Origin of the sequence: Actinacidiphila sp. bgisy167 (genome assembly GCF_965342175.1) — a bacterium.
GTDB lineage: Bacteria > Actinomycetota > Actinomycetes > Streptomycetales > Streptomycetaceae > Actinacidiphila.
The window spans coordinates 77,412-84,464 of sequence record NZ_CBDRBL010000024.1 but is presented as its reverse complement, the minus strand read 5'-3'; the positions used below and the strand labels follow the sequence as shown (position 1 = coordinate 84,464).

The window sequence follows — 7,053 nt, the reverse complement described above, 5'->3', positions numbered from 1 at the left end:
CTGGGACCGTGACGCAACCGCAGACCTCAACCGCCAAGGTCGCCTGGACGGTGCTGGAGACACCGGTCGGGCCGCTGCTGCTCGCCGCGACGGGGCAGGGCCTGGTCCACGTCGCCTTCCGGACCGGGGAGGGAGAGGCGCCCGCGGTGCTCGAGCGGATCTGCTCCCGGCTGGGCGCCGTACCCGTACGCGGTCCCGGGCCCGAGGATCCCGCGCAGGCCCGACTGCTGGAGGCGATACCCCAGGTGCAGTCGTATTTCGCCGGGACGCGGCACACCTTCGACCTCGAGCTCGACTGGTCGTTGACGACCGGCTTCAACCGCCGTGTGCTGCGCGCGCTGTCGGGCGGCGTCCCGTTCGACAGCGTGGTCGGCTACCAGGATCTGGCGAACCGGGTCGGTGAGCCGGGCGCGGCCCGGGCTGTGGGGGCGGCCATGGGCTCCAACCCGCTGCCCGTCGTCGTCCCGTGCCACCGGGTCCTGGAGAGCGACGGCGGCATAGGCGGCTTCGGCGGGGGCTCTCGCATGCTCGACGTCAAGCGCTCACTGCTGGCCCTGGAGGGGGTCCTGCCGGAGCCGCTGTTCTGACCAGTGGGGTGCTACGCCGTGGGCGGTTTGCCTTCGCCACGGCGGGTGGCACCACGAACCGCTCAGGGGTGGAGACTTTGGACGAACCGACGTTCCGCATCACCGAGGGAGCACCGGACTCACCGGTGCTGCTCCATGTTCCGCACAGCGCCCGCGCCGTGCCCCACCACGTCCGCGAGCGCATCCTCCTCGACGACGCCGAGCTGGCGAGCGAGCTCGACCACATGACGGACGCGTACACCGACGTGATCGCCGCGCGCGCCGCAGCGGCCACGGGGGCCTGGCAGTTCACCAACCTCCTGTCGCGGCTGGTGGTCGACCCCGAGCGGTTTCCCGACGAGCGGGAGGAGATGCGTGCCGTCGGCATGGGCGCCGTCTACACCCGCACGTCACACGGGGTGCCGCTGCGCGAGCACGAACCCCGGCACGAACGAGTCCTGCTGGACGCCTATTTCGATCCCTACGCGGCCGCCATGACGGCCGCCGTCCAGGACCGCCTGGCGGCCACCGGCCGGGCGGTCGTCATCGACGTGCACTCCTACCCCGCCGCACCGCTCCCCTACGAACTGCACGGCGACGGGCCCAGACCCGCCGTCTGCCTGGGCACGGACGCCTTCCACACCCCGGCCTGGCTGCTGGAAGCCGCCCGCGAGGCCTTCGCGCCCTGCGGCGGAGTCGGCCTCGACTCGCCGTTCGCCGGCACATATGTGCCTCTGAAGCACTACGGCGAGGTCCGCGAGGTGTCGGCTCTGATGGTCGAGATACGCCGGGACGGGTACATGACGGAGCCCGCAGGGGCCCCAGGTGAGGGGCTAAACCGCTTCGGTGACGCCCTGGCCGCCCTGGTCGCCGCCGTGGGCGCGGGCTGCGGCGCCGGCTGAGCACGGGGGCGGCCGGCGGCCTCAGCCGAGCCGGAAGCCGGTGAACTCCACCAGGCCTCGGGCGCCCGTGCCGCCGTTTCCCGCCGTCATGAAGAGCCCCACGTCCTGCGCCCGGGCCGCCGCCGGCACGGTCACGGTGGCCACCTTCCGCCACGTCGTGCCGCCGTCGTTGCTGCACTCGCCCGTGTACGCGCGGCCCCGGCGGCGCAGCCTCAGCAGCACGGGGGCCCGGACGCCGGCGAGCCGCCGGTAGCGGTTCAAGCGGCCGCCGCCATCGGAGTCGTAGGACAGCGTCACCCCGTGACCGGGGCTCACCGCCAGGTTCAGAAAGCCCACAGCGGCCGGATCCTCGAGATCGTCACGGACGATGATGCCCGCCCGCGCCCAGGGGGCGGTCTCGGCCTGGCTGTCGACCCGGGTGGTGACCGTCCCGCCGTCCCGCAGTGCGCGGTGCCGCAGCAGCGCCGCGAACTCGGCGGTCCCCTTCCACAGGTCGCGCCCGGCACCGTCGATGGCGAAGCGGTCGCCGAACTGCCCGAAGACGGCTCCGTTGCCGCCGACGGTGCGGTACGCGTCCTCCAGCAGGCCCGCGACGTACAGGTCCCCCACGGCGACCGCGGGCACCCGCGCGCCGCCCGGCACCGGCTCGTACGCGGCGCGCGCCTCGTACCGCAGCGGCGACAGCGGCCGCTCGGGACGTGCCTCGGGCGCGGTGACGTGCCAGGTCGCCAGGCCGGTCCCGCCGGCCGCCACGCGCGGCAGCGACAGGGACCCGCGGGGCACGGCCCGCACCCCGTCCACGGTCAGCGAGAAGCCCACCGTGCCCGTGGGGGCGAGTCCGTTGGTGTTGGTGAACTCGGCCGTGACCAAGGCTCGACCGCCCGGCCGCAGCGTCGCGGGCTGCGCGGTCACCGTCAGCGAACCCTGGTAGGGAGCCGCGGCAAGTGTCTGGTGGGCGCGCCAGGCAAGCGTGTACGCGTCACCGGTGGGCCGGGTGGGGTAGCTGCGGGCGCGCCTCGTCCAGGGCTCCTCGGCGCGGTACCAGTCGACGGCCCGCGGGGCGCGACGGGCGGTGAGAGCCGCCCCGCACTCCTCAAGGAAGGTCCGCCAGCGCGGGAGATAGAAGTCGGCGAGCAGGCCGTTCCAGTCCCGGTTGGCGTACTCGTGCAGCGTGGCCGAGGTCGCGCGCCCACCCCAGGTGGTGACCAGCACGCGGGCGGTGCGCTCCAGTTGTTCACGCTGCGCGTCCGTCCCGCCCCAGGCCCGGGCCTCGGCGAGCCAGGCGCCGAGCAGGAACGCCCGGTGGCCGCCGGCGACCTCGTCGGCCAGCCGCAGCAACCGCAGCCACAGTTCGGACAGCTGGCGGAAGACCGCCTCGTCGCCGCGGGCGAACGCGGAGCGCAGCTGCGGCAGCAGCTGCCGGCTGCGGTTGGCGACGGCCTGGCGGGCGACATCCGTCAGGTCGTAGCGGTAGGCGTCGCGACCGCGCGCCCCGGCGGACACCGCCAGGAGCGCGGTGAACGCCGTGTCGAAAGCGGCCGGATCGTAGGTGAGGGCGTTCGGCGCGTACACGCTTGCGGAGTCGGCGGTCAGCGACGGACGGGCGGTGAAGAGGCTGTCGTGGGCGTCGGCGCGCTCGAGGGCGTCGTGCCGGTAAGCGGTGCGGCGCAGCGCCTGCCAGGCGACGCGGGCCTGGCCGTCCGCGGCGCCGTAGCGAGTTTGCGCATAGGTGTCGAACCAGGTCGGCAGGTCCACCCTCCGCTCGTGCCAGGGCAGTTCGCAGAACAGCTCGAAGGAGGCCGGGTCGCGCTCGGCGGCCTCCGGCAGATAGCAGGTACCGGCCAGGGCGCTGCCAGGCTTGTCCCGCCAGCTGAAGAACCGGTCCGCCCAGACGTGGGTCTTGGCGCCGATCGTCGTCCGGCCGCCGAAGTTGGGGATGGAACCGAAGGCGTACGGGGTGCCCGCCCAGTCCCGTTCGCGGTCGGTGACCGACGTGAAGCGGTCGGAGACCCCGTCCACCACGAGCATCCGCGCCTTGTCGACGGCTTCCAGCAGATCGGCCCGCGGGTTCTTCTCCCAGCCGAGGATCACCCAGGTCGCACGGGGATGTGCCGCGCGCAGTGCCGACTGGACGCCGCGGGCGGCCGCGGGCACGGGCACGTCGCCCGCGGTGCCGCCCTCGTGCAGCAGGTCCATCTTGAAGAAGGCGGCCGCCCCGAACAGCTCCTTCTGGTGGCGATAGAAGGATGCGGCCACGGCGGCGAAGACGCGTGTGCGCGGGTCGAGCCAGTCCGGACGGGCGAAGCCGTGCCAGGTGCCCTGGGGGACCACGCGTGCCCCCGCGTTGCGCCCGGCGAAGCCGTCCGGGACAGTGCCGAAGTAGCCCGGAAGCACCGGCGCCATACCCAGCTCCCGCAGCCGGCCGGTGATCCTGCGGCCCAGCGCGGCACGGGCGTCGACGAGGCCCGCGGTCAGCGGGCCGCCGTACCCGGAGAGGTTCTGCAACAGCCACCACGGCTGGTGGGACGGGGCCGGCAACCAGGCCAGGGCCTCCCGGTCGGAGTAGCCGAACTCGCGCAGCACACGCCGGTACACCGCCTCGGCACCGGCCACCACCATCACCTCGTTGCAGCCGTGCAGCGCCAGGACGTCGATCAGCCGCTCCCAGCGCGCCCAGTCGGCGTAGGGGGCGGTGTAGCCGTCGCTGGTGTCGTTGAGGACGAAGCGGTGCGGCACGGTGGCGCGCCGGGCGATGCCGCTGGAGGGCGGCGCGGGAAGGGTCGAGGGCAGGGCGTCCAGGCTGTCGCCCGCCCAGGAGACACCCACGCCGCACACATGCTTGAGGTACCAGCGCACGCCGCACAGCACTGTGGCCGGGGACGTCCCGGCCACCTCGATCCGGCCTCGCACGCCGGCGATGCGGAACCGGTCGGACCCATCGCCGTCTTTCGCACCGGCACCGCTCCCCCGGCCCGCCGCCACCAACCGGAACTGCCCCGCGTGGCGCGGCAGCAGGCGGCCCAGCGCGGCCTGCGCGGGAGCGGTGTCAAAAGCCGCTGCCGTGCTCGCGCCCGCCACACCCGTCGAAAGCACCGCACCTGCCGCGGTCGCGGCGGCAGAGCCCAGCAGCATCCGCCTGGTCACTCGAGTCACGGCCGGCTCCCCACAGATGAGGCTGCGTCAGAACACGTGCGGAACCGTAACGGGAGTGACACCACGGATCAATGTGACGCGAGGGGAAGCAGCCCCGATAACGGGCGAACTCCCCCGTCCTGGCTCACTCCGGGCCGGGGAAGCGAGCCGCTTGCAGGTAGTCGGGCTTGGGGTCGAGCGCTGCCGCCAGCCGGAAGTGACGCAGCGCCTCACCGGAGCGGCCGGAACGCTCCAGGGTGCGCCCGAGGGCGAAGTGCGCGTACGCGTTGTCCGGCTCGCGCTCCAGGACGATCTGGAACTCGAGTTCCGCCGGACGCAACTGCGCGGACAGGAAGAAAGCCCGTGCGCGCAGCAGCCGCGCGGCCGTGTTCTCCGGGTGGGCGGCGATGACCGAGTCCAGCAGCTTCACCGCCCCACGGGCGTCACGGGCCGCCAGCAGCTGCTCCGCCGCGCGGAAGTCGATGACATGGTTCTCGGGGCTCTGCTCGGGCACAGCCGCCTCCTTCCACGGGCAGTCAACACGTCACAACTACCCAACATCGCCACCCGCATAAGCATTCCCAGGAGACCTCCGCGGCAGCGCGGAGCTCAGGCCCGGCGTTCACCGGGCGCCCGGCGCCGTCGCGCACTACCCATACGTCCGGGGCGCACCCGCGAACGAGCGCGGCACCACCCGGCCACACGGTGACCGACGTCGCGGGACACCGCCCATGGCCGGCGTCACGGCCTTCGGACAAGGATCAGCTACCGGCTGTCCTGCGGCTCAGCCACCGGCGGCCGCGCGGCGCAACTGCTCCCACAGCTGCCGGACCTGCGGCTCCAACGCCTCCAGCGGGCCGTCGTTGTCGATCACGACGTCGGCGATCGCCAGCCGCTGCTCCCGGGTCGCCTGGGCGGCCATCCGGGCCCGGGCGTCGTCCTCGGTCATGCCCCTCAGCCGCACCAGCCGATCCAGCTGGGTCTGCGGAGCGGCGTCCACCACCACGACCAGGTCGTACTGCGGAGCCAGACCGTTCTCCGTCAGCAGCGGCACGTCGTGCACGACCACGGCGTCCGGACCCGCCGCCCGCTGCAGGGCCGCCGAACGGTCCCGCACCAGGGGGTGGACGATCGCGTTCAGCGCCCTCAGCCGCTCGGGGTCGGAGAAGACGATCGCCCCCAGCTTCGGCCGGTCCAAGGACCCGTCGGCGGCCAGCACCCCCTCGCCGAACTCGGCGACCACAGCCGCAAGCCCCGGTGTGCCCGACGCCACCACGTCACGCGCGATCCGGTCGGAGTCGACCAGCACCGCCCCGTACGAGGCCAGCAGCCGCGACACCTCGCTCTTGCCCGCCCCGATCCCACCCGTCAGCCCCACTGTGACCATGCCGCGAGACTACCGGTGGCCCCGCACCCCCACGAGCCCGGTCGGGACCCGTCGTCAGGACCCGTCGTCCTCGCGGTCGGCCAGGAAACGCTCGAACTCCGCCGCCAGGTCGTCCGCCGACGGCAGCTCGACCGGCTCGGCGATCAGATTCTGCCGGCTGCTGCCGCCCGCCAGCGCGTCGTACTGGTTCTCCAACCCCCGCACCACCGCGACCAGCTCCGCGTCACCGTCGGCGACCTGCCGGTCTATCTCGGCCCGCACCGTGTGCGCCTCCATCCGCAGTGCTTGCGCCACCTGCGGCAGCACCAGGCCGGTCGCGGCCGTCAGCGCCTCCACCACGGCCAACGCCGCATGCGGATACCCCGAACGCGCCAGGTAGTGCGGTACGTGGGCGGCCACGCCCAGCACATCGCGGCCCGCCCCGGCCAGCCGGTACTCGATCAGGGCCTCGACACTGCCCGGCACCTGCGCCTCGTCGAACCAGGCGCGGTGGCCCGGCACCAGGTCCAGCCGGTTGCCGTGCGGCGTCAGCCCCACCGGGCGGGTGTGCGGCACCCCCATGGGGATGCCGTGGAAGGTGAACGCCAAGCGCACGCCCAAGCGCTCCACGATCTGCACCACCGCCGCGGTGAAACGCTCCCACTCGACGTCCGGTTCCTGGCCCGACAGCAGCAGGAAAGGCGAACCCGTACTGTCCCGGACCAGCCGCAGCGCGATCTCCGGCGCCTCGTACCCCGTCCAGCGGTCCCGCGTGAAATTCATCAGTGGACGACGCGCCCGGTAGTCCACCAGACGGTCCGCGTCGAAACGCGCCACCACGCGGTGCTCCTGCAGCCGCAGCACTTCCTCGACGACCTGCGCGCCGGTCTCACCTGCGTCGATGTACCCGTCGAAGTGGTACAGCAGCACAGGACCGATCTCACCGAAAGCCTCGTCGACCGCCTCGGCCCCGCCCGGCTCGTATGCGTACAGCCCCTGCGGATCCAGCACTGCGCACCCTTCCCTCGGTCTTCGTCAACGCTGGGTGCAACGGACCGTACAGCCCGCGCATTCCCGCCCGGACCCG

Annotated in this window: 6 protein-coding genes; 2 read left to right on the top strand and 4 right to left on the bottom strand. The window is 73.2% G+C overall.

All coding sequences use genetic code 11. The features are described 5' to 3' along the window. The first annotated feature begins 8 nt into the window (after positions 1-8). Both ACRWND_RS12590 and ACRWND_RS12585 read left to right on the top strand, forming a co-directional pair. A complete protein-coding gene (locus tag ACRWND_RS12590; RefSeq protein WP_431948804.1) occupies positions 9-587 on the top strand; it encodes a methylated-DNA--[protein]-cysteine S-methyltransferase in 579 nt (192 codons plus the stop codon). 77 nt (positions 588-664) lie between these two features. Further along, positions 665-1,468 carry an N-formylglutamate amidohydrolase gene (locus ACRWND_RS12585; RefSeq protein ID WP_431948799.1) on the top strand — a complete coding sequence of 268 codons (804 nt, stop codon included), beginning with the start codon at positions 665-667 and terminating at the stop codon, positions 1,466-1,468. Between the two features lie 21 nt (positions 1,469-1,489). Here the strand turns inward: ACRWND_RS12585 and ACRWND_RS12580 are convergent, their stop codons facing one another. The 4 genes from ACRWND_RS12580 to ACRWND_RS12565 form a co-directional block, all read right to left on the bottom strand. Then, the gene (locus ACRWND_RS12580) at positions 1,490-4,600 is read right to left on the bottom strand and encodes an alpha-N-acetylglucosaminidase (protein ID WP_431948803.1); all 3,111 of its coding nucleotides are present in this window, start codon (positions 4,598-4,600) and stop codon (positions 1,490-1,492) included. Positions 4,601-4,745: 145 nt separating this feature from the next. Further along, positions 4,746-5,114, bottom strand: a complete 369-nt coding sequence (locus ACRWND_RS12575; protein ID WP_431948798.1) for a tetratricopeptide repeat protein — start codon at positions 5,112-5,114, stop codon at positions 4,746-4,748. Between the two features lie 270 nt (positions 5,115-5,384). After that, positions 5,385-5,987, bottom strand: a complete 603-nt coding sequence (gene coaE, locus ACRWND_RS12570) for a dephospho-CoA kinase (protein ID WP_431948797.1) — start codon at positions 5,985-5,987, stop codon at positions 5,385-5,387. A gap of 54 nt (positions 5,988-6,041) precedes the next feature. Further along, a complete protein-coding gene (locus ACRWND_RS12565) occupies positions 6,042-6,977 on the bottom strand; it encodes a PAC2 family protein (RefSeq protein ID WP_431948796.1) in 936 nt (311 codons plus the stop codon). Positions 6,978-7,053: the final 76 nt, after the last annotated feature.